The sequence below is a fragment of the Micromonospora sp. NPDC047644 genome, from assembly GCF_040704315.1.
Taxonomy (GTDB): Bacteria; Actinomycetota; Actinomycetes; order Mycobacteriales; family Micromonosporaceae; genus Micromonospora.
On record NZ_JBEYSY010000004.1, the window covers coordinates 242,627 to 268,464 of the forward strand.

Genomic DNA, 25,838 nt, shown 5'->3' on the forward strand with positions numbered 1-25,838 from the left:
CATGAGGGCTCATGAGGCTGGTGCGCTGCACGCGGACATCAGTAACCGGGGGCCGGCCTGGCTGCGTACCCCGGAGGACGTGAACGCCCTGCTCCCCACGCTGTGGCCGCGCAGCGTGACGCGCGGCGCGGACGGCGCGCTCGCCGTCGCGGGCCTCAGCGTCCGCGACATCGCGGCCGAGTTCGGCACCCCCGTGTACGTCCTCGACGAGGCCGACCTGCGGTCGCGCTGCCGTGACTTCCGGGCGGCCTTCCCGACCGAGGACATCTTCTACGCGGGCAAGGCGTTCCTCTGCCGGGCGGTGGTCCGGATGATCGCGGAGGAGGGGCTGCACCTGGACGTCTGCACCGGCGGTGAGCTGGCCACCGCGCTGTCGGCCGGGATGCCGCCGGAGCGGATCGGCTTCCACGGCAACAACAAGTCGGTCGCGGAGCTGGGTCGGGCGCTGGACGCCGGGGTCGGCCGGATCATCGTCGACTCGTTCACCGAGATCGACCGGCTCACCGCGCTGGCCCGGGAGCGCGGGGTCCGGCCCCGGGTGCTGGTCCGGGTCACCGTGGGCGTCGAGGCGCACACCCACGAGTTCATCGCCACCGCCCACGAGGACCAGAAGTTCGGCTTCTCCCTCGCGGGCGGTGCCGCGGCGACCGCCGCGTTCAAGATCCTCGATGAGGACGTGCTGGAGCTGCGCGGCCTGCACTCGCACATCGGGTCGCAGATCTTCGACGCCAGCGGCTTCGAGGTCTCGGCCCGCCGGGTGCTCGCCCTGCAGGCGCAGATCCGCGACGCGCGCGGGGTGGAGCTGCCCGAGCTGGACCTGGGCGGCGGCTTCGGCATCGCGTACACCACCCAGGACGACCCGGCGACTCCGCAGGACCTGGCCAAGCGGCTTCGCAAGATCGTCGATTCGGAGTGCGCGGCGGAGAACCTGGCCGTGCCACACCTGTCGATCGAGCCGGGCCGGGCCATCGTCGGGCCGGCCGTGTTCACCCTCTACGAGGTCGGCACGGTCAAGGACCTCGACGGCCTCCGGACGTACGTCAGCGTCGACGGCGGGATGAGCGACAACATCCGCACCGCCCTCTACGACGCGTCCTACTCGGCGACGCTGGCCTCGCGGGCCTCGACCGCGCAGCCGTTGCTCGCCCGCGTGGTGGGAAAGCACTGTGAGTCCGGGGACATCGTGGTGAAGGATGAATTCCTGCCCGCCGACGTGCAGCCCGGAGATCTTGTCGCAGTGCCCGGCACCGGTGCGTACTGCCGAAGCATGGCCAGCAACTACAACCATGTGCCCCGGCCACCGGTGGTCGCCGTGCGCGACGGCCAGGCGCGTCTGATCGTCCGGCGGGAAACCGAAGAGGACCTGCTCGCATTGGATGTTGGATGACGTCACCTGTGCGCTTGGCGCTGCTCGGCTGTGGCACTGTCGGCCAGGAGGTGGTCCGGCTGCTGCACGAGCAGTCGGCCGACCTGACCGCGCGGATCGGCGCCCCGCTGGAGATCGCCGGCATCGCCGTCCGTCGGCTCGGCCGCGATCGGGGTGACCTGCCGGTCGACGAGGACCTGTTCACCACCGACGCGCTCGGCCTGATCAAGCGCGACGACGTGGACGTGGTCATCGAGGTGGTCGGTGGCATCGAACCGGCCCGGAGTTGGCTGGTCGAGGCGTTGCGCGCCGGCAAGAGCGTGGTCACCGCCAACAAGGCGCTGCTGGCCGAGGACGGCGTGGCCCTGCACGAGGCGGCGGCCGAGGGCGGCGGCGACCTCTACTACGAGGCGTCCGTGGCCGGGGCCATCCCGCTGCTGCGCCCGCTCCGCGAGTCGCTGCACGGCGATCGGATCAACCGGGTCACCGGCATCGTCAACGGCACCACCAACTTCATCCTCTCCGCGATGGACGCGACCGGCGCCGGCTTCGCCGAGGCCCTCGAAGAGGCCACCGCCCTGGGGTACGCGGAGGCCGACCCGACCGCCGACGTGGAGGGCTTCGACGCGGCGGCGAAGGCGGCGATCCTCGCCTCGCTGGCGTTCCACACCCGGGTCGGCGCCGCCGACGTGCACCGCGAGGGCATCACCGAGGTGACCGCCGCGGACATGGCCAGCGCCCAGGCGATGGGCTGCACGATCAAACTGCTCTGCATCGCGGCCCGGGGTGTCGACGCAGGCGGCCAGGAGACGGTCAGCGTCCGGGTGCACCCGGCGATGATTCCGCGCAGCCACCCGCTGGCCAGCGTCGGGGACGCGTTCAACGCGGTCTTCGTCGAGGCCGACGCGGCCGGGCAGTTGATGTTCTACGGTCGGGGCGCCGGTGGCGCGCCCACCGCCAGCGCGGTGCTCGGTGACGTGGTCGCGGTGTCCCGCAACCGGCTCGCCGGGGTGCGCGCGGCCAGCGAGAGCGCGTACGCGGACCTCGCGGTCCGGCCGATGGGTGAGGCGTTGACCCGCTACCACGTGAGCCTCGACGTGGCCGACCGCTCGGGTGTGCTGGCGTCGGTGGCGAGCGTGTTCGCCCGGCACGACGTGTCGATCGCGACGGTGCGGCAGGGTTCGGCGGGCGGGCCGGCGGGCCGCGACGGCGACGCCGAGCTGGTCATCGTCACCCACGTGGCACCGGACGCCGCGCTCGCCGCGACCGTCGGCGAGCTGCGCGGTCTGGACATCGTCCGGTCGGTCACCAGTGTGCTGCGGGTCGAGGGCGGCGCCTGAGTCGTTTGCATCATCGAGGGGGCGGCGCGCGCGTCCCGCCAGGTGGGTAGGCGGGGGTGTGCCATTGACCACTCCAACAGGCTGGTCCAAGGTGGCCCTGACAATCGGGTGGGCACGGCGGTAGAGGCGAGGAGAACGACATGTGGCGGGGTCTGATCGAGGCGTACCGGGATCGGCTGCCGGTCACCGCGGCCACGCCGGTCGTCACGCTGCACGAGGGCAACACCCCGCTGTTGCCGGCGCCGGTGCTGTCCGCCCGGCTCGGTTGCGACGTGCACCTCAAGGTGGAGGGTGCCAACCCGACCGGCTCCTTCAAGGACCGGGGGATGACCCTCGCGGTGTCCAAGGCGGTCGAGGCCGGCAACAAGGCCATCATCTGCGCCTCCACCGGTAACACCAGCGCCTCCGCCGCGGCGTACGCGGCCCGGGCCGGGTTGACCTGCGCCGTGCTGGTGCCGCAGGGCAAGATCGCGTTGGGCAAGTTGGCCCAGGCGCTGGTGCACGGCGCGAAGCTGCTCCAGGTGAGCGGCAACTTCGACGACTGCCTCGCGACGGCCGCCAAGCTCGCCCAGGACTACCCGGTCGCGCTGGTCAACTCGGTGAACATCGACCGGCTGCACGGCCAGAAGACCGCGGCCTTCGAGATCGTCGAGGCGCTCGGCGACGCGCCCGACATCCACTGCCTGCCGGTCGGCAACGCCGGCAACATCTCCGCGTACTGGATGGGTTACGCGGAGGATCTGGCCGCCGGCGCCACCACCCGCACCCCGAAGATGTACGGCTTCCAGGCGGCCGGCGCTGCCCCGATCGTGACCGGCCAGGTGGTGCCGGAGCCGTCCACCATCGCCACCGCGATCCGGATTGGCAACCCGGCGAGCTGGACCAAGGCCCTGGACGCCCGAGACGCCTCCGGCGGCCTGATCGCGTCGGTGACCGACCGGGAGATCCTCTCGGCGTACCGTCTGCTCGCCCGTGAGGTGGGGGTCTTCGTCGAGCTGGGCAGCGCGGCCAGCGTGGCCGGCCTGTTGCAGCAGGCCGCGGCGGGTGCGGTGCCGCCCGGCTCCACTGTGGTCTGCACGGTGACCGGCCACGGGCTGAAGGACCCGGAATGGGCGATCTCCACCGCGCCGGCGCCGGTGACCATCGCGAACGACCCGCTGGCCGCGGCGCGCGCCCTCGACCTGGCCTGAGCGCGCCGCCGTCGCAGGCGGTGTTCGACGGCGGGCAGCTGGCCGGCACGACGGCCCGGGGGCGGCGGGGGTCGAGGTATGCGAGTCCGGCACACTTTCGGGTATCCCCGCCCGCATTCTCGTTCAGGAGTGAGCCAGGCCGATGTCGCTGCTCGCCAGATTCAGCCTCGCCAACCGAGGGTTGATTGCCCTCATCGCGGTGGTGACCACGGTGTTCGGAGTGTTCGCCGTGCCGTCGCTGAAGCAGCAACTGCTGCCGTCGCTCGAGTTCCCGGCCGCGTTCATCGTGGCTCCCTTCCCCGGCGCCGGCCCCGAGATCGTCGAGTCTCAGGTGACCGAGCCGATCGAGAACGCCCTCCAGGGCATTCCGGGGCTGGACCAGGTCACCTCCACCTCCCGCGAGGGGGCGGCCACCGTCCAGGTGACGTACGAGTTCGGCACCGATCTCGACGACGTGGTCAACAAGATGCAGACCGCGTTGAGCCGGATCGACTCCCAACTGCCGGAGGGCGTCGACCCGCAGGTCATCGCGGGTAGCACCGACGACCTGCCGGCGGTGGTGCTGGCCGCGGCCGGCACCGGAGACGAGCGGGCGCTGGCCGAGAAGCTGCGCTCGACGGTGGTGCCGGAGCTGGAGGGCATCGAGGGGGTACGCACGGTCGAGGTGACCGGCACCCGCGACGACGTCGTGGTGGTCACCCCGGACCCGGCGAAGTTGGCCGCCGCGAAGATCCAGCCGACGGCGATCGGCGCGGCGCTGAAGACCAACGGCGTGGCGGTTCCGGCCGGCGCGGTGACCGACGGGGCGTTGGCCCTCCCGGTGCAGGTCGGCACGCCGATCTCCACCCTGGAGGAGCTGCGCGGCATCGTGGTCGTCCCGGCCGCGGCGCCCGTCCGCCTCGGTGACGTGGCGACGGTCGACCAGCAGCTCGCCCCGGCCACGGCGATCACCCGGACCAACGGCAAGGACAGCCTCGGTATCGCGGTCACCGCGGCACCGGACGGCAACGCGGTGGAGATCTCGCACGAGATCCGGGACCGGCTCGACGACCTGAAGGACGCCTCCGGCGCGGAGCTGACAGTGGTCTTCGACCAGGCGCCGTTCGTCGAGAAGTCGATCGAGTCGCTGACCACGGAGGGCCTGCTGGGTCTGGTGATGGCGGTCATCGTCATCCTGGTCTTCCTGCTGTCGGTGCGCTCGACGGTGGTCACCGCGGTCTCCATCCCGCTCTCCGTGCTGGTGGCGCTGATCGCCCTGTGGATCGGTGACTACTCGCTCAACCTGCTCACCCTCGGCGCGTTGACCATCGCGGTCGGTCGGGTGGTCGACGACTCGATCGTGGTGTTGGAGAACATCAAACGCCACCTGGAGTACGGCGAGGAGAAACGGCACGCCATCATCACCGGCGTCCGGGAGGTCGCCGGTGCGGTGACCGCGTCGACCCTCACCACGGTGGCGGTGTTCGCGCCGATCGCGCTGGTCGGCGGGTTCGTGGGCCAGCTCTTCGCGCCGTTCGCGATCACCGTGACGGTCGCCCTGCTCGCCTCGCTGCTGGTGTCGCTGACCGTGATCCCGGTCCTCGCGTACTGGTTCCTCAAGCCGCGCGGCGGCACCGCTGACGACGAGGCGGTACGGCACGCGGCGGAGGAGAAGGAGCTGCGCAGCCCGTTGCAGCGGGCGTACCTGCCCGTGATCGGGTTCGCCACCGGCAAGCGGTCGACCCGTTGGATCACCGTCGGGCTCGGTCTGCTGGTGCTCTTCGGCACCTTCGGTCTGGCGCAGAAGTTGGAGACCAACTTCCTGGACGACTCCGGCCAGGACACCCTCAACATGAGCCAGGAGCTGCCGGCCGGCAGTGGCCTGGCAGCGACCGACGCGGCGGCCAAGCAGGTCGAGTCGGTGCTGTCGAACACCGACGGCGTCGAGACGTACCAGGTGACCGCCGGCGGTGGGGACAACCCGTGGGCGGGCGGCGGCGGCAACAACGTCGCCAGCTGGTCGCTGGCGCTCGACGGTGACACCGACGCGAAGCAGATGCGTGAGGTGCTGCGCAAGGAGTTCGAGAAGCTCGGCGCCGGTGTGGGTGAGATCAGCTTCGGTGGCGGGCAGGAGGCGTCGACCAGCCAGCTGGAGGTGATCGTCCAGGCCAGCGACCCGGAGACGCTGACCCGGGCCGCCGAGGAGGCGCGGGCCGCGATGGCCGGCGTGCCGGACGTCGAGGACGTCTCCACCAGTCTGGCCGCGCGGGTGCCGCGGGTCGACGTGGTGGTCGACCGGGTCGCCGCCGGTCGGGTCGGGCTCACCGAGGCCGCCGTGGGGCAGCTCGTGTCGCAGGCGTTCCGGGGAGCGCCGCTGGGTCAGGTCGCGCTCGACGGCCAGCAGCAGAACGTGGTGCTGCGGTTGGGCACGCAGCCGCCGATGACGGTGGAGGAGCTGCGGGCACTGCCGGTGGGCCCGGTCAAGTTGGGCGACATCGCGCAGGTCACCCAGGGCGAGGGCCCGCAGCAGGTCACCCGCATCGACGGTGAGCGCAGCGTGTCGGTGACCGGCGCGGCGACCGGCTCGAACCTGGGCGCGACCAGCACGGAGTTGCAGAAGCGGCTGGACGGTCTCAACGTGCCGGGTGCGAGCTTCACCATCGGTGGTGTCAGCGCGGATCAGGCGGACGCCTTCGCGGACCTGGGCCTGGCGGTGCTGGCCGCGATCGCCATCGTCTTCCTGATCATGGTGGCGACGTTCCGTAGCCTCACCCAGGCGCTGATCCTGCTGATCTCCATTCCGTTCGCGGCGACCGGTGCCATCGGTCTGCTGTTGGTCACCGGGACGCCGCTCGGTGTGCCGGCGCTGATCGGTGTGCTGATGCTGGTCGGCATCGTGGTGACCAACGCGATCGTGTTGCTCGACCTGATCAACCAGTACCGGGCGCAGGGCATGGGGGTCCGGGAAGCCGTGGTAGAGGGTGGCCGTCGCCGGCTGCGCCCGATCCTGATGACGGCGGTGGCGACGATCTTCGCGCTGCTGCCGATGGCGTTCGGGTTGACCGGTGAGGGTGGCTTCATCTCGCAGCCGCTGGCGGTCGTGGTGATCGGTGGTCTGCTCAGCTCGACGCTGCTCACGCTGATCCTGGTGCCGACGCTCTACGCGATGGTGGAGCACACCAAGGAGTCGCTGCGGGCTCGGCGCGCACGACGCCGTTCCGGCGGGTCGGCGGTGAGCACGACGACGGAGACCGACGAGGCGTCGGCGCCGAACCAGGTCGCGGTGCCGAGCGACGCACCCGCCCCGGTCGCGGCCGAGGGTGTGCAGCCGGCCGCGCGACCCGCGCCGTCGGCCGCGTTGGTGGAGGGCACGGACCAGTTCGAGGTGCTGCGGTTGCCGCGTAGCCGTACCTCCCCGCTGCCTCCGGCGGAGCCGACCGAGTAGGTCGCAGAGCAGTTCGGAACGCCCCCGGCGGATTGTCGCCGGGGGCGTTCCAGGTTCATTCGCCCGAAAACACTCCGACTCGACCGCCCCATACTTTGTGTAACTTCTTGCATACTCCTCGTAGACGGGTGGGGGTGTGGGTGGAGCGGGGCGGGCGGATGGCCGAGGGCGCGCGCGGGTGGGACCGACGCGACCTGCTGCGTCGTGGCCTGCTGGTGGTGGGCGGTGTGACCGTCGGCGCGGGGTCGTCCGAGGCGTGGTGGAGCACCCGTCGCCGGATGCCGATCGCCGGAGGCCCGGCCAGCGCCACCCTCGGTAACGGCCAGCAGGATGTCGGCTCCGGGGTGGTGGACGTCGTCTGGTCCGGGCGGACCAACCAGCGCCTGGTGGCCCTCACCTTCGACGACGGCCCGGCACCACAGTGGACTCCCATGGTGCTCGACACGCTGGCCCAGCACCGGGTGCCGGCCACCTTCTTCATGGTCGGGGCGCAGGTCCGTCGACACGCCGACTTGGTGCGCGACCGGCTCGCCGGGCACGAGGTGGGCAACCACAGCTGGGAACACCGGGACCTGGCTGAGCTGGACGCCGCCGAGGCGTACGACGACCTGCGTCGCAGCCACGACGCGATCGGCGACCTGACCGGGGTGCCGCCGGCGCTCCTCCGACCACCGTACGGCCACCTGGGCGGGGCGGTGCTGCACGCGGCGGCCCGACTGGACTATCGGCTGGTGCTCTGGTCGTTGCAGATGGTGGAGCGCGAGTTTCCCGACGACCCGGCCGGTCACGCCCAACGGATCGTGGCCGAGGTTCGACCGGGAACGATCGTGCTCGGCCACGATGTGGGGGCGCACCGACGGCTGGTCGCGCTGCGGGGCCTGGCCGACATGATCAACGGGCTACGGTCGCGCGGTTACACCTTCGTCACGGTTTCGGCGCTGCTGGGAGCGGATGTGGGTACGGCACCGACCAGGTAGGGTCGCGCTCCGTGGCGTCCACCCTCTCGGTTCTGACCGGCAATCGGAGCTTCCGCAACCTGTTCCTCGCCGAGTTGGTGGTCTTCGGCGCCGACTGGTTCGTCATGGTGCCGTTGCTGGTGCTGTTGCCGCACCTGACCGGCAGCGGCGTCTGGGGCGCGCTGGTGTTGGCCGTGGACACCGGCATCGTGGCGTTGCTGCTGCCGTACACCGGCACGATCGCGGACCGCTTCGACCGCCGGAAGATCATGATCGCCGCGAACGTGGCCGCGCTGGTGGGCGTGTTGCTGCTGCTCGGCGTGCGCGACGCCGGAACCGCGTGGCTGGCGCTGGTCGCCATCGGAGTGGTGGCGGTCGCCAAGGCGTTCTACTCGCCGGCGGCCCAGGCCGCGCTGCCCAACGTGCTGGAGCCCCACGAACTCGCCGCGGGCAACGCCGTCGCCGGCTCGGCCTGGGGCACCATGACCGTGGTCGGTGCGTCGCTGGGCGGCGTGCTCAGCACCGCTGCCGGCCCGTACGCCTGCTTCTGGGTGGCGGCGGTGGGCCTGGCGGTGGCCGCGGCCCTCGCCACCCGGATCCGTCGGCCGTTGCAGGCGCCCCGGGACGCCGACCAACCGGCCCAGCGAACCTGGTCGGCGGTCCGCGAGGCGCTCGGCTACATCGGTCACCGCCCCCGGGTGCTCGCGCTGGTCACCGTCAAGTCCGCGGTGGGCCTGGGCAACGGCGTGCTGACAGTGTTTCCCCTGCTGGCCGGCGTGTACGGGGTGGGCCCGCTCGGTGCCGGCCTGCTCTTCGCCGTCCGCGGCGCGGGAGCGTTGGTGGGGCCGATCCTGATGCGCCGGGTGTTGACCAACCGGGCCTGGCTGCTGCCCGGGCTCGCGCTGTCCATGTCGCTCTACGGCCTGTCCTACCTGGGCACCTCGGTGGTGCGCTGGTTTCCGCTGGTACTGCTGCTGGTCTTCGTGGCGCACTTCGCGGGTGGCAGCAACTGGGTGATGTCGAACTTCGCCCTTCAGGGTGAAGTTCCGGACCGGTTGCGGGGCCGCGTCTTCGCCACCGACATGATGCTGGCGACGCTGGCGATCTCGGTGAGCCAACTGGCGGTGGCCCTGGTGGTGGACTCGGTCGACGAACGGGTGGTGCTCGCCGGCTGCGGTCTGATCACCCTCGTGTACGCGGTCGGCTGGCGGATCGCCACCCGCCGGCTGTCGCTCACCGATCCGGCCGTCGAGCCGGTCCCGGACCCGGCCGGCTGAACTCGGCGGTCCCAGGCAGCGGGCGCGGGACCGGTTCGTCGGCCCTGAGCCCTAGCATGGGCGCGTGCCGACGAACTTCACCGCCGAGCCGGTCCGGGTCCGCGTCCCGGCGACCAGCGCCAACCTGGGCCCGGGCTTCGACGCGCTGGGTCTCGCCCTCGGGCTCTACGACGACGTGGCCGCCGAGGTCGCCTCGGCCGGTGTCCGGGTGACAGTGACCGGGCAGGGCGCCGGTGAGCTGCCCGACGACGACCGGCACCTGGTGGTGCGGGCCATGCGGGCCGCGTTCGACGTGCTCGGGGCCCATCCTGCGGGGCTGAGCGTGGAGTGCGTCAACCGGATCCCGCAGGCGCGTGGGTTGGGGTCCTCGTCCGCCGCCATCGTCGCCGGGGTGCTGCTGGCCCGGGCCCTGGTCGTCGACGGGGAGCAGCGCCTCGACGACGCCGGCGCGCTGCGGCTGGCCGCCGAGATCGAGGGCCACCCCGACAACGTGGCACCGTGCCTGCTGGGCGGTTTCACGGTGGCCTGGTCCGAGCCGGGCGGCGCTCGGGCGGTTTCGCTGCCCGTCGCCGCAGCGGTCCGGCCCACTGTTTTCGTTCCGGCGGAACGCGGTTTGACCGCGACCGCGCGGGCGGCTCTGCCGGCGGCCGTGCCGCATGGTGACGCCGCGTTGACCGCCGGGCGGGCTGCGCTGCTGGTGCACGCGCTCACCACGGACCCGACCCTGCTGCTGCCGGCGACCGTCGACCGACTCCATCAGGATTACCGCGCAGCCGGGATGCCGGGCACGTCTGCCCTGGTCAGCGCGTTGCGTGCGGCCGATGTGGCGGCTGTGGTCAGTGGGGCCGGGCCGACTGTGCTGGCGCTCAGTCAGCCTCCGGCGGACTTCGGAGTGGGAACAGACTGGGAGATCTGGCAGTTACCGATAGACGTCAGCGGCGCGCGGGTCGCACGGGGTAGACTTGGACACGCCGAGCGGGACCCTGTTGCCGCAGGTCGGAAGAGTTGATTACGCTCTAGACCTAGCACAGCCGCGAAGCACGCGATCTCCTGCGGGGCGGCGCACCCCCGAAGCTCTCGGCGGTCAGCCCGTCTACCCCTGCCAAAGGCCCACGCCGCACCGCAGTTTCCACAGGTCGCCGCAGACGGCGAGACCTGCTCACCGACGTTGGTGAGTCGGGATACCGACCGGCTGCTGTGTCACAGACTCCCGCGACGCGTCCTTGCGAGGCGGGTGCACCGAGGCCGCCCGGCCACCTGAGCTCCGACTCCGGGCAGTCCCGGCCTATCGAGGGAAGGAATCCATTGAGCGACACCACCGACGTGACGTCGGATGTTTCCAACGTCGCTGGCGATGCCACCGCAGCCGCTCCCGCCCGTCGTCGGCGCAGCGGCACCGGTCTGTCGGCGATGCTGCTGCCAGAGCTGCAGAGCCTGGCCGCGTCGCTCGGCATCTCCGGCACGGCTCGCATGCGCAAGGGCGAGCTGATCGCCGCGATCTCCGAGCGGCAGGGCGGCAACGCCGCCGGGACCCCTCGACCACGGGCCGAGGTCGCGGCCGCGGCCGCCCCGACCCGTGAGGGAGTGCGCGCCGAGGTGCGGGAGACCGCCGACCGGCCGGCAGCCGAAGGACGCGGTGCCGAGCAGGCGCCGGCCGAGCCGGCCGCCGAGACCGAGGGCCGTAGCCGCACCCGGCGGAGCCGGACCGCAACGGCGGAGGCCCGTACCACCGAGGCTCGCCCCGCTGAGGCGCGGGCGACCGAGCCGCGGGCAGCCGAGGCGCGGACGACCGAACCGCGCAGCGACGAGGCGGAAGCCGGCGAGCGGGCCGACCGTGGCGAGAACCGCCGCGACCGGGCCGAGCGTCCGGAGCGCGCCGAGCGTGCCGACCGGGGTGAGCGGACCGAGCGTGCCGACCGGGGTGAGCGGACCGAGCGTGCCGACCGGGGTGAGCGGACCGAGCGTGGCGAGCGGGCTGAGCGTGGCGAGCGCAACGACCGGGGCGACCGTGCCGACCGGGGTGAGCGTGGCGAGCGCGAGCGCAACGACCGGGGCGAGCGTTCCGACCGGGGCGAGCGGGCCGAGCGCAACGACCGGTCCGACCGCAACGACCGCAATGACCGCAATGACCGCAATGACCGCAACGACCGTGGTCAGCGTGCCGAGCGGGACAGCGACGACGACGAAGATGGTGGCGGCCGGCGCGGCCGGCGCAGCCGTTTCCGGGACCGTCGCCGTGGGCGCGGCGAGCGCACCGAGACCGGTGCCGACACCGGCGGGCGTGAGCCGCAGGTCAACGAGGACGACGTACTCGTCCCGGTGGCCGGCATCATCGACGTGCTCGACAACTACGCCTTCGTGCGGACGACCGGTTACCTGGCCGGCCCGAACGACGTGTACGTGTCGATGTCCCAGATCAAGAAGTACGGCCTGCGCCGCGGTGACGCGATCACCGGTGCGGTGCGGGCGGCCCGCGAGGGCGGCAACAGCGGCGACCAGCGGCGCGACAAGTACAACCCGCTGATGCGGCTGGACACGATCAACGGGATGGAGCCCGAGGAGGCCCGGCGTCGTCCGGAGTTCTACAAGCTCACCCCGCTCTACCCGCAGGAGCGCCTGCGGCTGGAGACCGAGCCGCACATCCTGACCACCCGGGTCATCGACCTGGTCATGCCGATCGGCAAGGGCCAGCGGGCACTCATCCAGTCTCCGCCCAAGGCGGGTAAGACGATGGTGCTGCAGGCGATCGCGAACGCGATCACCCGTAACAACCCGGAGTGCCACCTGATGGTGGTGCTGGTGGACGAGCGGCCTGAAGAGGTCACCGACATGCAGCGGTCGATCAAGGGCGAGGTCATCGCGGCCACGTTCGACCGTCCGCCGCAGGACCACACCACGGTGGCGGAGCTGGCCATCGAGCGGGCCAAGCGGCTCGTCGAGCTTGGGCACGACGTCGTCGTGCTCCTCGACTCGGTGACCCGGCTCGGTCGGTCGTACAACCTGGCGGCGCCGGCCAGCGGCCGGATCATGTCGGGTGGTATCGACTCCACGGCGCTGTACCCGCCGAAGCGCTTCCTCGGCGCGGCCCGCAACATCGAGAACGGCGGGTCGCTGACCATCATCGCCACGGCGCTGGTGGAGACCGGGTCCATGGCGGACACGGTCATCTTCGAGGAGTTCAAGGGCACCGGCAACGCCGAGTTGAAGCTGGACCGGAAGATCGCCGACAAGCGGACCTTCCCGGCCATCGACATCAACCCGTCCGGTACGCGTAAGGAAGAGGTCCTGCTCGCACCGGAAGAGCTGGCCATCATCCACAAGCTCCGGAAGGTGCTGCACTCGCTGGACTCGCAGGCCGCGATGGATCTCCTGCTGGACCGGCTCAAGCAGTCCCGCACGAACATCGAGTTCCTGATGCAGATCGCGAAGTCGACGCCGGGGGAGTAACCCTCCCCGGGTGACGACGAAGGGGCACGGCCATCGCGGCCGTGCCCCTTCGTCATGTTCCCGGGCCCGACATCAGCAGCCGCGGGAGCCGCCGTCAGGTGATGGAATTTTCCTTCGGTTAAGTCGACAGGTATTGAAACTTCTATTCATTGCCGGGTTGACTGTCGTCCATGCGTACCCGCAGACGATCCGCCCGCCGCACCGGCGTCCTGCTGCTGACGCCGCTGCTGGCCCTGGCCCTGTCGCCGCCGGCCACCGCCGCGCCCACCATCGACCCGCCCACACCGGCCGCACCGTCGGTGGCCTCACCCACCATCGCCGAGGACGCGCCGCCCGCGTCCTCCCGCCCGGCCGGCTCGGTCAGCCTGGCCGCCGCTGCGACGGTCGCGACCTCCCCGACCACCGACGCCGGTGGTCTGGAGCCGGCCGGTGGGCTGGAGACCACGAAGGCCACCCGGCCGGTCGCTCCGGGCGTGCAACTGACGTCCTTCGACCGGTACGACGCCGAGGGCTGGCTGCGCGCCGACGCGCTCACCACCGACCTGGCCGGCGGCTCCACCGTCGACTACGTCAACTCCGGCGCGGTCAGCCGGGCCGAGCCGCTGCGAAAGGCGGTGGACCAGTCGCGCGCGGTCGCCGCGGTCAACGGCGACTTCTTCGACATCAACAACTCCGGTGCCGCCCAGGGCGTCGGCGTCCGTGACGGCGAGCTGATCCAGTCGGGGGTCAGCGGTCATCGCAACGCGGTGGCCGTCACCACCAACGGGGTCGGGCGGGTGATCGAGGTGAACTTCGACGGCAGCGCCGCCCTGCCCACCGGGCCGGTCCCGCTGACCCAGTTCAACAACATGGTGCAGGCCGACGGCATCGGCGCGTTCACCGAGCTGTGGGGGACGTACTCGCGGCAGCGTGCCGTGGAGGGCGCGGCCCGGGTGGTCGAGGTCACCGTGACCGGCGGTCGGGTGGCCGCGGTGGGAAGCGTGGCCGGTAGCGGCCCGATCGTGGCGGGCAGCACCGTGCTGCTCGGCCGCGACCTCGGCGCGGACGCGCTTGCCGGTCTGCGCCCCGGTGACCCGGTGGCCGTCGCCTGGCGGCCGAAGCCGTCCGACGGCAGCACCCTGCACGCGGCGGTCGGGGGCGGCAACGTCCTGGTCCGCGACGGCGTCGTGCAGAGCATCGCCGACCCGACCCTCGCACCCCGCACCGCCGTCGGCTTCAGCGCCGACGGTCGAAAAATGATCATGCTGACGGTGGACGGCCGTCAGGTCGACAGCCGCGGCGTGACGCAGACCGAGATGGGCCGGATGATGGCCGAGTTGGGCGCCCACCACGCGCTCAACCTGGACGGTGGCGGATCGTCCACGCTGCTGGCCCGGGAGCCGGGCGCGCCGGCGGTGCAGCTGGAGAACGGCCCCTCCGACGGCAGCGAGCGGGCCGTGCCCAACGGCCTGGCCATCTACGCCCCGAAGGGCAGCGGGCGACTCACCGGCTACTGGGTCGAGACGGCCAGCGACCCCACCACCGCCCCGGGCGTCTCACCGGTGCGAGGTGGGCGGCCCGACCGGGTCTTCCCGGGGTTGACCCGCACTCTCACCGCATCCGGCTACGACGAGACGTACGGCCCGGCCGCCGGCGCCCCCACCTGGCGGGCGACCCCGGCGGTACGCGGCCGGGTCGGCAGTGACGGCGTGTTCCACGCCGCCGCGCCGGGGGCCAGCACGGTCACCGCCGGACGAGGGCGGGTCACCGGCTCGCTGAACCTCACGGTGCTCGGCCCACTGGCCCGCATCGGCACCACCACGCCGCGGGTCGGGCTGACCGGCCGGGACGCCGCCGCCCTGGTCGGCGTCGTCGGGTACGACGCCGAAGGCAACACCGCGCCGATCGAGCCGGACGATCTCACCCTCGACTACGACCGGGACCTGCTGCGGATCACCCCCACCGGGGACGGCAACCTGTCCATCGCCGCGTTGCGGGACACCGGCTCCGGCCTGGTGACCATTCACGTCGGACGCACGAGCGCCGTCCTGCCGGTCACCGTCGGGCTGAGCGACGTGCCGGTCGCCGGTTTCGACGACGCCGCGTCCTGGCGGTTCAGTCAGGCCCGTGCCAGCGGTTCGGTGGCGTCGGCGCCCGGGCACACCGGCACCGGTCTGCGAATGTCGTACGACTTCAGCCAGTCCACCGGCACGCGGGCCGCGTACGCCGACCCGCCCGCCTGGATCGAGGTGCCCGGTCAACCGCAGGCCTTCGGGATGTGGATCCACGGCAACGGCACCGGGGAGTGGCCCAGCCTGCACCTGCACGACGCCCAGGACACCCAACACGTGCTGCGCGGCCCACTGATCACCTGGACCGGTTGGCGGTACGTGGAGTTCGCGGTGCCGGCCGGGGTGCAGTACCCGGTGCGGGTGCGCCGCTTCTACGTGGCCGAGACGAACGCGACGGCGCAGTACACCAGCGAGGTGGTCATCGACGACCTGGTGGCGAAGGTGCCCCCGACGGTCGACGTGCCGCCGGCGGCCCCGCGTACCGATCGGGTGGTGGTCCGCGACGGCACGGTGGACGGCGCGCCGTGGCGGTTCGCCGTGCTCTCCGACGCCCAGTTCGTCGCCGCCGACCCGGACAGCGACCTGGTCGCCCAGGCCCGGCGGACGTTGCGGGAGGTGCGGGCGGCCCGGCCGGACTTCCTCCTGATCAACGGCGACTTCGTGGACACCGCCAATCCGGCCGACTTCGCGCTGGCCCGGCGGATCCTCGACGAGGAGTTGGGCGACGCGCTGCCCTGGTACTACGTGCCCGGCAACCACGAGATCATGGGCGCTCCGATCAGCAACTTCGCGGCCGCGTTCGGTGCCACCTCCCGGGTGTTCGACCACGACGGCACCCGGTTCGTCACGCTGAACTCGTCCACCGGGACGCTGCGCGGCGGAGGCTTCGACCAGGTACGGATGCTCCGCGAGACGCTGGACGCCGCCGCCACCGACCGGCGCGTGGGCTCGATCGTCGTCCTGCACCACCACCCGCCGCGTGACCCCAGCCCGGCGCAGGCCAGCCAGCTCGGCGACCGCAAGGAGGCGGCGCTGCTGGAACAGTGGCTGGCCGACTTCCAGCACCGCACCGGCAAGGGCGCGCTGTTCGTGGGTGGGCACGTCGGCACCTTCCACGCCGACCGGGTGGACGGGGTGCCGTACGTGATCAACGGCAACGCCGGCAAGACGCCGTCCACCCCTGCCGACCAGGGCGGGTTCACCGGTTGGACGGAGTTCGGCGTGGACCCGGTGACCCCGGCCGAGGCCGACCGGGCCCGCCGTGACCCGCTCGCCGAGGGCCCGCGCTGGGTGGACGCGGAGTTCCACGCGCACGCCGACCGCCTCACCATGGCCGCCCCGGCCAGCGTCGCGGTCGGTACCCCGGTGGCGGTCACCGCCACGCTGACCCAGCCCGGCGGGCGTACGGTCCCGGTGGCCGCACCGGTCAGCGCCGACTGGTCGGCGTCGCCGGGAGTGCACGTCGGCCCGCCGACCGGGGTGCGTCCCTGGCACACCGCCCGATTCGACCCGGCCACCGGCACCCTGACGGCACTGCGGCCCGGCGCGCCGATACGCCTGACGGTCGAGGTCAACGGCGCACGCGCCGAGGCCACCGTCACCGTCACCGGGTGAGCCGTCCGGACGGGCCCCACACCCGGGGCCCGTCCGGACACCTCAGAAGTCGCCGTCGGCGACCTGGAAGACGGTGAGGCCGAGAGATCGCCACATCTGGACCACCTGGACGCGGTCGTCGAAGACGCCGGCCACCCGGTAGCGGTCCCGGATCTCCCGGTCGTAGATCTCCCGCTTGACGATCGAGTCCTTCCGGGAGTCGCCGACGGCGCGCAGGTGCAGGCCCAGGTACGGCACTCGTACGTGCCGGGCCAGCCACGCCTCGGTGGCGGCGCGGGCGGAGGCGTCCCGCCCGGAGCAGAAGACCACCCCGTAGCCGGCGGCGTGCATCGCCCGGACCGCCGCGATTACCGCCGTGTTCGGCTGGTCCTGGCCGACCCGGGTCATGTCGTACGGGCTGCGGGAGACGGCCAGCGCCACCGTGCCGTCGATGTCCACCAGGACGATCTCCGGTGGCTCGGTCGACGGCGGGTGCACCACGGCGGGTCGTCCGGTGCGGGCCTGCGGCACCGGCAACGGCATCTCCCGCCCCTGAAGGTAGCGCTCGTGCAGCCGGCGGATCGCGTCCGCGCCGACCTGATCGGTGACCGGGCGGGCGGCGTCGCGGCGCAGGCACTCGTCCAGCGGCACGTCGGTGAAGTCGTGCACCTCGAAGTCCGCGCCGTGGCGGGCGGCCAGCTCGGCCCAGCCGCGCAGGGTCCGCGCGCGCAGGTTGGTGTCGTCCACGCAGACGTCCGCCCGGGCCCGCAGCAGCGCCTCGACCTGAGCCTGCTGTACGGCGGTCACCTGCGCCTCGGCCCACTGGGTGAACAATCGTTCGCCGTGCAGCATGCGCCGCAGATCGTCCCGGTTCACCCGCGACACGGACGGCTGGAGCGTGCGGGCGAACGTCGTCTTGCCCGAGGCGGGCAGTCCCCGGGTGGCGATCAGGCGGGTCATCGGCGCACCTTCGGTTCGACGGGCGTACCCCGGCCGGGGTACCGGGCGGCGGTCCGGCAGGTGCGCGAATGCCCCGCCGGGCGGCGGGAATGCGGACGGGTGGGCACGTGTTGACGATGCCGGACGAGGTGTGCGGCCCGATTACCGGGTCGGCTCAGGCCCATGGCACACTGGTCAATCGGCCACCGGTTCCGGTTCACGCCCGAGCCCGTCGCGTACGGCGCGACGAGCGATGACGGCGACCCGGCGACCACCAACGAGAGGACCGAGGCGAGATGAAGGCAAACATCCACCCGGAGTACGTGACCACCGAGGTCAGCTGCTCCTGTGGCAACACGTTCACGACCCGCAGCACCGCCAAGGGCGGCACGATCCACGCCGAGACCTGCAGCGCCTGCCACCCGTTCTACACCGGTAAGCAGCGCGTTCTCGACACCGCGGGCCGGGTCGCGAAGTTCCAGCAGAAGTACGCCAAGGTTCAGGCCAAGAAGGCCAAGTAACTCCTCGTTCGGCGCCCGCGTCCGGTTTTCCACCGGACGCGGGCGCCGTCCGCGTTTTCCTCCACTTCCGCCCGGCCGCTGGCCTCCCGGCCCCCGGCCCGGTCGTCGCGCACGTCGAAGGAGCATCCGCAGCATGAGCAGCGAGCGTCTGGCCGGCCTTCTCGACGAGTACGCGGAGCTGGAGAAGCGGTTGGCCGATCCGGCGATCCACGCCGACCAGGCCACCGCGCGCAGGGTCGGCCGCCGGTACGCCGAGCTGGTGCCGCTGCACAAGGCCGCCGACGAGTTGGAGCAGGCCCGCGCCGATCTGGCCGCGGCTCGCGAGCTGGCCGCCGAGGACCCGTCCTTCGCCGCTGAGGCGGACGCCATCGCCGGGTCCCTGCCGGTGCTGGAGGAACGGCTCGCCGAGCTGCTCATCCCGCGTGACCCGCACGACGCCAAGGACGTGATCGTCGAGATCAAGGCCGGTGAGGGTGGCGAGGAGTCAGCGCTGTTCGCCGGTGACCTGCTGCGGATGTACACCCGGTACGCCGAGCGGCACGGCTGGGTCACCGAGGTGATCGACGCACAGGACTCCGACCTGGGCGGGGTCAAGGACGTCTCCCTGGCGATCAAGACCAAGGGTGTGCCGGACGGTGGCAACGGCGTCTGGTCGCGGCTCAAGTGGGAGGGCGGCGTGCACCGGGTACAGCGTGTGCCGGTCACGGAGTCGCAGGGCCGGATCCACACCAGCGCCGCCGGGGTGCTGGTGCTTCCGGAGGCCGAGGACGTCGACGTCACCATCGACCAGAACGAGCTGCGCATCGACGTGTTCCGCTCGTCCGGCCCGGGTGGCCAGTCGGTGAACACCACCGACTCGGCGGTACGGATCACCCACCTGCCGACCGGCATCGTCGTCTCCTGCCAGAACGAGAAGTCGCAGTTGCAGAACCGGGAGCAGGCGATGCGGATCCTGCGGGCCCGGCTGCTCGCCGTCGCGCAGGAGCAGGCCGACGCCGCCGCCTCGGACGCGCGCAAGGCTCAGGTGCGCACCGTGGACCGCTCGGAGCGGATCCGCACCTACAACTTCCCGCAGAACCGGATCACCGATCACCGCATCGGCTACACCGCGTACAACCTGGATCTGGCGCTCGGCGGCGAACTGGACGGGGTGCTGGACGCCCTCACCGAGGCCGACCGGGCCGCCCGCCTGGCCGGCGACACCGAACTAACCCGCCGCTGACGCCCCCGGCCCCTCTAACGCCCGGGTCGATCATGGACTTGTGGTGGGCTGATTGGGGCGTCGTGGGCCTTTCGTGAGGCACCACAACTCCATGATCGACCCCGATCCGCCGGGGGTGGTCAGCTTGCGCGCGGGCGGGTCTTGGCGCGGAGCATCTCGCGGTCGGCCTGCTCGAACGCGACGCTGAGCGCGTCGCGCAGCCCGCTGCCACCGGAGACCTCGGCGAAGCCGATGCTGACCCCGACCGGGGTGCCCGGGACCAGCGACTCCCAGTCCTCCAGGCGGACCGCTGCCTCGATCCGGCGGGCCACCTCGGCGGCCTCGATCATGCCGGTGTCCGGCAGCACCACCACGAACTCGTCACCGCCGTAGCGGGCCACGAAGTCGCCCCGGCGCATCACCCGGTTGATCACGCCGGCGATGCGTTGCAGCACCAGGTCGCCCGAGTGGTGCCCGTGCCGGGTGTTGACCGCCTTGAAGCCGTCCAGGTCGCAGACGCCGATCACCACTCGATCGCCGCGGGTGACCACCGCCGTGATGTAGCGCTCCAACCGGCGGCGGTTGGGCAGCCCGGTGAGCGGGTCGGTCAACGCCTCGCCCTCGAAGCGTGCCGCCTCACGGCGCATCTCCTCGTGGTCGATGCGGGCGGCGATGCCATCGATGTAGACGTCGCGCAGCCGGTCGTTGCGCTGCGCGGCGAGCCGGAACGCCAGCCGATCGGCCCGGTGCGCCGCCAGATGGTCCCCGGCACGGGTCAACGCGATGCTGCGCAGCCGGGCCGGCTCGGCCGCCCCGAGCGTCTCGTTGGAGACCTGGACGGTGTCCAGTCGGGCGACCGCCTCGATCGGCCGCCCGTCGGCGACGGCAAGGCACACCTGCCCGAGCTGACGCAGGTCGCGGGCGCGGGCGCTGTCGCCGCCGTGGGTCATCAACCGGGCCGGCTCGGGGCCTTCGGTCGCCACCTGATCGCCGAGCGCGGCCTGTCGAGCCGCCGCGTAGCCGTACGCGGCGAGGCTGCTCGGGCGTAGCTGGGCGGCCCGCCCGGCGCGGACGAAGCGGGTCAGGTCGGCGGCCACGTCCCGGAGCACCCGCAGGCAACCGTCGCTGTCGCCGTTGTGGTCGAGGGCCACCGCGTTGCGCAGCCGGATGCCCGGTGCGGCGAACGTCTCCTCCGGGATGCCGGCGGTCAACCCGAGCTGCCGGGCCCGCTCGATGGCCCCCAGGGCGTACCCGTGGAAGCTGAGGTAGCTGTAGGCCATGGCCAGGTCGTGCCAGCCCCAGGCGGTGTCCCGGTCCGGGTCGGTGACGGCGCCCAGCGCCCGGGCCGCCCGGACGAGGTGCATGACGCAGCGGTCCAGCGCGCCCTGGTGGTGCGCGGCGAGCGCGGCGAGGGCGTTGAGGTGACCGTGCAGGTAGGGCTCGGTGAGGTCGCGGACCGCCGCCGACGCCTCTTCGATGGCCCGGGTGAACTCCGCCGTCCGGCCGAGATTGATCAGCGCGGAGAGGCGCTGCACCATGGCGTCCGCGCGGGCCGCCGGGTCGTCGGTGGTGCGGATCACACGCTCCAGCAGGACGTACGCCTCCGCGGAGCGGCTGGCCTCCTGCAACGCCCGGGCGTGCGTCAGGGCGTCAACCTGGTCAACGACCCGGTCGAGCCAGCCCACCCGCCAACCTCCTGTCGTGCGCGCCCGGGCGCACCTGTTCGTCACGTCGCCCGCGACGCTTCATGATTATGTCGTGAGTACTTTGCCGCAACACCCCCCCGAAGGGACAGGCCCCATCCGGCCGTCCGCCGCGGTGGCCCGAGCGGCCCGCGCCCTCGCCGCCGCCGGGGTCGGGCCCGCCCGGGTGGAGGCCGAGGTGCTGGCGGCGTACGTGCTCGGGGTTTCTCGGGGCCGGTTGGCCCTCGCCGACGGCCTGAGCGACGACCAGGTGGCGAGGCTCGACGAGTTGACGCGCCGCCGCGCCGCGCGTGAGCCGTTGCAGCACCTGACCGGGCGGGCCGGGTTTCGGCACCTGGAGCTGTCGGTCGGTCCGGGTGTCTTCGTTCCCCGGCCCGAGACCGAGCTGTTGGCCGGCTGGGGCGTCGAGCAGGCCCAGGGGCGGCCCGAACCGGTGGTGGTGGACCTGTGCAGCGGCTCGGGCGCGATCGCCCTCGCGGTCGCTCAGGAGCTGCCGGCTGCACGGGTGATCGCCGTGGAGCGATCCGCGGAGGCGCTGGTGTGGCTGCGGCGCAACGCGGCGGAGCGCGCCGCGGCGGGGGACCGGCCGATCGAGGTGGTCGAGGCCGATGTGACAGCGCCGGACCTGTTGGCCGAGCTGGTGGGCCGGGTGGATGTGCTGCTCTGCAACCCGCCGTACGTGCCGGACGACGTGGTGGTCCCGCCGGAGGTGGCCGGGCACGACCCGGCGGAGGCGGTCTTCGGCGGCGCGGACGGCCTGGTGGTGATCCGGCCGGTCGTCGCCCGGGCGGCGGTGCTGTTGCGCCCGGGGGGTGTGTTCGGCGTCGAGCACGACGACACCCACGGCGCGGCGGTGCCCGAGCTGCTCGCCCGCGACGGCGGCTTCACCGCTGTCGCGGAGCATCCGGACCTCACCGGGCGTCCCCGCTACGCGACCGCGTCCCGACGGGCGGACGGCCAGCACGCCCCGATCGGGGCGGCGTGGCAGACTGACTCCTCGTGATGCTCTACGACTGCCGATCGCCCGCCGATCGGGACCGCGGCATCGCCGCGGCGATCGAGGCGGTCAAGAACGGCGAGCTGGTCGTTCTCCCGACGGACACCGTGTATGGGATCGGCGCGGACGCGTTCACCCCGTACGCGGTGAAGGCGCTGCTCGACGCCAAGGGTCGGGGTCGGCAGATGCCGCCGCCGGTGCTGATCGGCTCGCGGCACACCCTGGACGGGTTGGTCTTCTCGCTGCCCACGGCCGCTCGGGACCTCGTGGAGGCGTTCTGGCCGGGTGCCCTGACCATCGTGGTCGAGCACTCGCCGAGCCTGCAGTGGGACCTGGGCGACAAGACCGGCACGGTGGCGGTGCGGATGCCGCTGCACCCGGTGGCGTTGGAGGTGCTGCGCGAGACCGGTCCGATGGCGGTCTCGTCGGCCAACAAGACCGGCCAGCCGGCCGCGGTCACCGCCGACGAGGCACGTGACCAGCTCAGCTACTCGGTGCGGGCCTACCTGGAGGCCGGCCCCTGCCCGGATCCGGTGCCCAGCACGATCGTCGATCTCACCGGTGAGGTGCCGCAGCTCCTGCGGGCCGGGGCGATCCCGTTGGAGAAACTGCGCGACGTGGTTCCGGATCTCGTCGACGGTCGGGCGGTCTGAGTGCCCCCGTTCACCGTTCTGCACGTCTGCATGGGCAACATCTGCCGTTCGCCGATGGCGGAGCGGCTGCTGGCCCTGGCAGTGCAGGACCGGCTGACCCGGCGTTCGCAGGACCCGGCCCAGGCCGAGGAGTTGGTGCACAGCCACAGCGCCGGCACGGGTGGCTGGCACGCGGGCGAGGAGATGAACCCGCCGGCGGCACGGCAGGTCACCGGCCGTGGTGGGGACGTGGCGGGGTTCGCCGCGCGCAAGCTGCGCTCGGACCACATCGACGCCGCCGACCTGGTCCTGACCGCCACCGCCGACCAGCAGGAGTACGTGGTGGCGCTCCGTCCGGACGCGGCGGCCCGCACGTTCGTCCTGGGCGAGTTCGGCCGGCTGCTGGCCGCCGTGGATGCCGCCGCGCTGCCGCCGGGTGACGCCACCCCGGAAGCGGTGTACGCCCGAGGGACGGCCCTGGTGGCGGCGGCGCACGACGCGCGGCTCGGCGCCTCGGCGCTGACCACCGATGATCTGGATGACCCGTGGGGTCGTGGCGACCAGTGCTTCAGCCGGGTCGCCGACGAGATCGAGGAGACGGTCCACCCGCTGGCCGGCGCGCTGCTGCCCTGAGCGTGGTGCGAGTTTCCTCCGGGTTTGGGGAAAACCCAGGGCCAAAGGGGCGTTCCGGGTCATTCTGAACGGGTCCTAGCGTGACCGGCTCCTGCGGGGAGAGCTGATGATCCGGGCCCAACTCGACAAACTGCTGACCGTGGTGATCGCCGGAGTGCTGGCCGGGTTGGTGCTGGCCGCCGCCGCACTGCCCGCGGCCCTGGTCTTCGGGGTCGGCTTCAGCGCCCTGTCGACGCCGTACTCGGAGCTGCCGAACACCCTCCGGACGCCGCCCACCGCGCAGCGCTCCAACCTGTACGCCAACGACGGCACCACCCTGATCACCTCCTTCTACCAGGAGGACCGGGTGGACGTACCGCTGCACGAGGTGGCTCCGGTCATGCGCCGGGCGATCGTGGCCGCCGAGGACGTCCGGTTCTACCAGCACAGCGGGGTCGACCTGCGGGGCGTCGTGCGCGCGTTCACCGTCAACAAGCGCGACGGCCGGACCCGGCAGGGCGCCTCCACGCTGACCATGCAGTACGTCCGCAACGTGCTCAGCAACGACCCTCGGCTGACCGAGGCGCAGCGGGACGCCGCCACCGAACTCACCACCGTCCGCAAGCTCCAGGAGATGCGGTACGCGCTCGCGTTGGAGCGGGAACTCGACAAGGACGAGATCCTCACCCGTTACCTCAACATCGCCTACTTCGGCGCCGGGGCGTACGGCATCGCGGCCGCCAGCAAACGCTACTTCTCCCGATCCCCGGCCGAGCTGACCCTGGCCCAGGCGGCACTGCTCGCCGGTCTGGTGCGCTCGCCGGACAGCGACGACCCGATCAACGGCGACGCCGACAGCGCGGTGGCCCGACGGTCGTACGTGTTGGAGCGGCTGGTGGAGTCAGGTCAGGTGGCGGCGGACGCGGCGGCGGCGGCCCGCGCCGAACCGCTGCAACTGCGGCCCAGCGAGACCCCGAACGACTGCACGGGTGTGCCCGACGCGCACAGCGACTGGGGCTTCTTCTGCGACTGGTTCACCCGCTGGTGGAGCGGCCAGTCCGCGTTCGGGGCGACCGCCGACGAACGGCAGCGCGCGCTGCGCCGGGGCGGCTTCTCCATCGTGTCGTCGCTGGACCCGGGGGTGCAGCGGGCCACCACCGAGCAGGTGCTGAAGATCTACGCGCCGACCAGGGCCGAGGCGGTGCCCACCGCGGTGGTGCAACCGGGCACCGGGCGGGTGCTGGCGATGTCGGTGAACCGCGCCTACAGCGTGGCGGACAACCCGGTCGGGCAGAAGAACCGCCCGAACACCGTCAACCAGTTGGTCGCCGGCGGTGGCGCGATCGAGGGGTACCAGGGCGGCTCGACGTTCAAGCTCTTCACCATGCTCGCCGCGCTGGAGTCCGGCCTGCCGCTGTCGACCGACTTCGTGGCGCCGACCCAGTTGCTCACCCGCTTCCCGGTGACCGGGGCAGCGAGCTGCGACGGACGGTGGTGCCCGGCGAACGCCAGCCCGTCGTCGATGGACGGCCCCCGCACCATGTGGAGCGCGTTCGGCCGCTCGGTGAACACGTACTTCGCCTGGCTCACCGAGAAGGTCGGCGCCGACCGGGTGGTGGAGATGGCCGAGCGGCTCGGCATCGTGCTGCGGGCCGAGTCCGACGCCAAGCTGGCCCGCTACGGCGCGAAGGACTGGGGCCCCTTCACCCTGGGGGTGGCCGCGACCACCCCGTTGGACCTGGCCGGCGCGTACGCCACAGTGGCGGCCGAGGGGACCTGGTGCGCGCCGCTGCCGGTGGTCTCGATCACCGACTCGGGCGGCCGACCCGTCGACGCCGCCAAGCCGGACTGCCGACAGGTGCTCGACGCCGACGTGGCACGGGCGGCCGCCGACGCGGCCCGCTGCCCGGTCGGCGACCAGTCGATGTACGGGCGCTGCGACGGCGCCACCGCACCCGGATTGCGGGCGAAGCTCGGCCGCCCGGTGGCGGGCAAGACCGGCAGTTCCGAGCGGTACGAGACGGAGACGGTGGTGGCGTTCACACCACAACTCGTGGTCGCCTCGATGGCCGCGAACCCGGACGACCCCCGGGACGCGGTCGGTCAGGCGGTGCAGGCCCAGATGGTGAACGCGGTCGGCGAGGTGCTCGCCTCCGCCCTGCGCGACCAGCCGGTCCGTGACTTCGTCCCACCGAGCGAACGCACCGCCTTCCAAACCCAACCCCAAGCCGGCAACTAACCCCACCCCAGTCCCCACCCCGCTCCGCTCCGCCCCGCCCCACCCCGCCCTGCCCTGCCCCGCCCCGCCCCGCCCCGCCCCGCCCCGCCCCGCGCCGGCCCCGCCCCGCGCCGGCCCCGCCCCGCCCCGCCCCGCGCCGGCCCGCCCCAGTCCGGTCGATCATGGACTTGTGGTGGGCGTTGAATCCACAAAAGCCCTTTTTGTGGCGCACCACAACTCCATGATCGACGCGGTGACGCGCGACGCGGGTAGCGCGAGACGCGCCCTGTCCCACGCCCCGGCCTGCGCCCGCCTCACTCCCGCGATCTTGCAGTTTCTGTCGCGACAAAGAGTGCCCAAGCTCTCAAATC

The 25,838-nt window shown here is 72.4% G+C and carries 17 protein-coding genes; 15 read left to right on the forward strand and 2 right to left on the reverse strand.

What is annotated here, in order from left to right; all coding sequences use genetic code 11:
• Window position 1: 1 nt before the first annotated feature.
• From lysA to AB0877_RS08985, 9 genes are all read left to right on the forward strand, one after another.
• Window positions 2-1,387 (forward strand): diaminopimelate decarboxylase, encoded by a 1,386-nt coding sequence (gene lysA / locus AB0877_RS08945; RefSeq protein WP_366608033.1) that lies wholly within the window; start codon window positions 2-4, stop codon window positions 1,385-1,387.
• An 8-nt stretch (window positions 1,388-1,395) separates the two neighbouring features.
• The gene (locus tag AB0877_RS08950; RefSeq protein ID WP_366608140.1) at window positions 1,396-2,706 is read left to right on the forward strand and encodes a homoserine dehydrogenase; all 1,311 of its coding nucleotides are present in this window, start codon (window positions 1,396-1,398) and stop codon (window positions 2,704-2,706) included.
• Between the two features lie 140 nt (window positions 2,707-2,846).
• A complete protein-coding gene (gene thrC / locus AB0877_RS08955; RefSeq protein WP_366608034.1) occupies window positions 2,847-3,896 on the forward strand; it encodes a threonine synthase in 1,050 nt (349 codons plus the stop codon).
• Between the two features lie 142 nt (window positions 3,897-4,038).
• Window positions 4,039-7,320, forward strand: coding sequence for an efflux RND transporter permease subunit (locus AB0877_RS08960; RefSeq protein WP_366608035.1), 3,282 nt, complete (start codon window positions 4,039-4,041; stop codon window positions 7,318-7,320).
• 128 nt (window positions 7,321-7,448) lie between these two features.
• Window positions 7,449-8,297: a polysaccharide deacetylase family protein gene (locus AB0877_RS08965; protein WP_366608036.1), complete on the forward strand. Its 849-nt coding sequence runs from the start codon at window positions 7,449-7,451 to the stop codon at window positions 8,295-8,297.
• Between the two features lie 11 nt (window positions 8,298-8,308).
• The gene (locus AB0877_RS08970) at window positions 8,309-9,553 is read left to right on the forward strand and encodes an MFS transporter (protein ID WP_366608037.1); all 1,245 of its coding nucleotides are present in this window, start codon (window positions 8,309-8,311) and stop codon (window positions 9,551-9,553) included.
• A 64-nt stretch (window positions 9,554-9,617) separates the two neighbouring features.
• Entirely contained in the window at window positions 9,618-10,562 is a 945-nt protein-coding gene (gene thrB / locus AB0877_RS08975) for a homoserine kinase (RefSeq protein WP_366608038.1), read from the forward strand.
• A gap of 296 nt (window positions 10,563-10,858) precedes the next feature.
• Entirely contained in the window at window positions 10,859-13,000 is a 2,142-nt protein-coding gene (rho, locus tag AB0877_RS08980; protein WP_366608039.1) for a transcription termination factor Rho, read from the forward strand.
• A 170-nt stretch (window positions 13,001-13,170) separates the two neighbouring features.
• The gene (locus AB0877_RS08985; RefSeq protein WP_366608040.1) at window positions 13,171-16,665 is read left to right on the forward strand and encodes a phosphodiester glycosidase family protein; all 3,495 of its coding nucleotides are present in this window, start codon (window positions 13,171-13,173) and stop codon (window positions 16,663-16,665) included.
• Window positions 16,666-16,707: 42 nt separating this feature from the next.
• On the opposite strand, the gene AB0877_RS08990 is transcribed toward AB0877_RS08985, so the two are convergent.
• A complete protein-coding gene (locus tag AB0877_RS08990; protein ID WP_366608041.1) occupies window positions 16,708-17,604 on the reverse strand; it encodes an AAA family ATPase in 897 nt (298 codons plus the stop codon).
• A 275-nt stretch (window positions 17,605-17,879) separates the two neighbouring features.
• Here AB0877_RS08990 and rpmE point away from each other — a divergent pair, with 275 nt between their 5' ends.
• Both rpmE and prfA read left to right on the forward strand, forming a co-directional pair.
• Window positions 17,880-18,104, forward strand: a complete 225-nt coding sequence (rpmE, locus tag AB0877_RS08995) for a 50S ribosomal protein L31 (RefSeq protein ID WP_355008073.1) — start codon at window positions 17,880-17,882, stop codon at window positions 18,102-18,104.
• A gap of 133 nt (window positions 18,105-18,237) precedes the next feature.
• Window positions 18,238-19,326: a peptide chain release factor 1 gene (gene prfA, locus AB0877_RS09000; RefSeq protein WP_366608042.1), complete on the forward strand. Its 1,089-nt coding sequence runs from the start codon at window positions 18,238-18,240 to the stop codon at window positions 19,324-19,326.
• Between the two features lie 119 nt (window positions 19,327-19,445).
• On the opposite strand, the gene AB0877_RS09005 is transcribed toward prfA, so the two are convergent.
• Window positions 19,446-20,990 carry a GGDEF domain-containing protein gene (locus AB0877_RS09005; protein ID WP_366608043.1) on the reverse strand — a complete coding sequence of 515 codons (1,545 nt, stop codon included), beginning with the start codon at window positions 20,988-20,990 and terminating at the stop codon, window positions 19,446-19,448.
• A gap of 73 nt (window positions 20,991-21,063) precedes the next feature.
• Between AB0877_RS09005 and prmC the strand changes: the two genes are divergently transcribed.
• From prmC to AB0877_RS09025, 4 genes are all read left to right on the forward strand, one after another.
• On the forward strand, window positions 21,064-22,011 hold the full coding sequence (gene prmC, locus AB0877_RS09010; protein WP_366608044.1) for a peptide chain release factor N(5)-glutamine methyltransferase: 948 nt from the start codon (window positions 21,064-21,066) through the stop codon (window positions 22,009-22,011).
• Window positions 22,011-22,658, forward strand: coding sequence for an L-threonylcarbamoyladenylate synthase (locus tag AB0877_RS09015; RefSeq protein WP_091406475.1), 648 nt, complete (start codon window positions 22,011-22,013; stop codon window positions 22,656-22,658). Before prmC ends, AB0877_RS09015 begins: the two co-directional genes overlap by 1 nt.
• A complete protein-coding gene (locus AB0877_RS09020; RefSeq protein ID WP_366608045.1) occupies window positions 22,659-23,270 on the forward strand; it encodes a phosphotyrosine protein phosphatase in 612 nt (203 codons plus the stop codon).
• 106 nt (window positions 23,271-23,376) lie between these two features.
• Window positions 23,377-25,488, forward strand: a complete 2,112-nt coding sequence (locus AB0877_RS09025) for a transglycosylase domain-containing protein (RefSeq protein ID WP_366608046.1) — start codon at window positions 23,377-23,379, stop codon at window positions 25,486-25,488.
• Window positions 25,489-25,838 lie beyond the last annotated feature (350 nt).